Annotated in this window: 1 protein-coding gene; it reads left to right on the top strand. The window is 53.3% G+C overall.

Features of this window, described 5'->3' with window-relative positions:
• Positions 1-25: 25 nt before the first annotated feature.
• The coding region (locus Q4563_RS17975) for a peptidogalycan biosysnthesis protein (protein WP_303605473.1) at positions 26-330 on the top strand (305 nt) is incomplete at its 3' end.

Genomic DNA, 330 nt, shown 5'->3' on the forward strand with positions numbered 1-330 from the left:
GGCCACCCTCAGTGAACCACAGGGGTTGTTAATCCGGCGGGCTTGCCAATTCCATTGGTTTAATCGCCGATACAGCAGCTTCGACCATTTCCTCAGCTTTTTTACCAGTCGCAAACGGAAAAGTGTGCGCAAGGAACGGCAGCGCCTGAGCGATATGAATATCCAGCTCTGTCGCCTGACAGGGGAACAGCTGACACCCGCCGCCATAAAGCGGTTTTATCGGTGTTATCAGCTGACGTACCGGAAACGCGGCCAGCAGGGTTATCTGAACAATGCCTTTTTCTTACAGCTGGCAGCCACCATGAACCAGCAAATGATGCTGGTCGAAGC

The sequence above is a fragment of the Gilvimarinus sp. 1_MG-2023 genome (assembly GCF_030548285.1).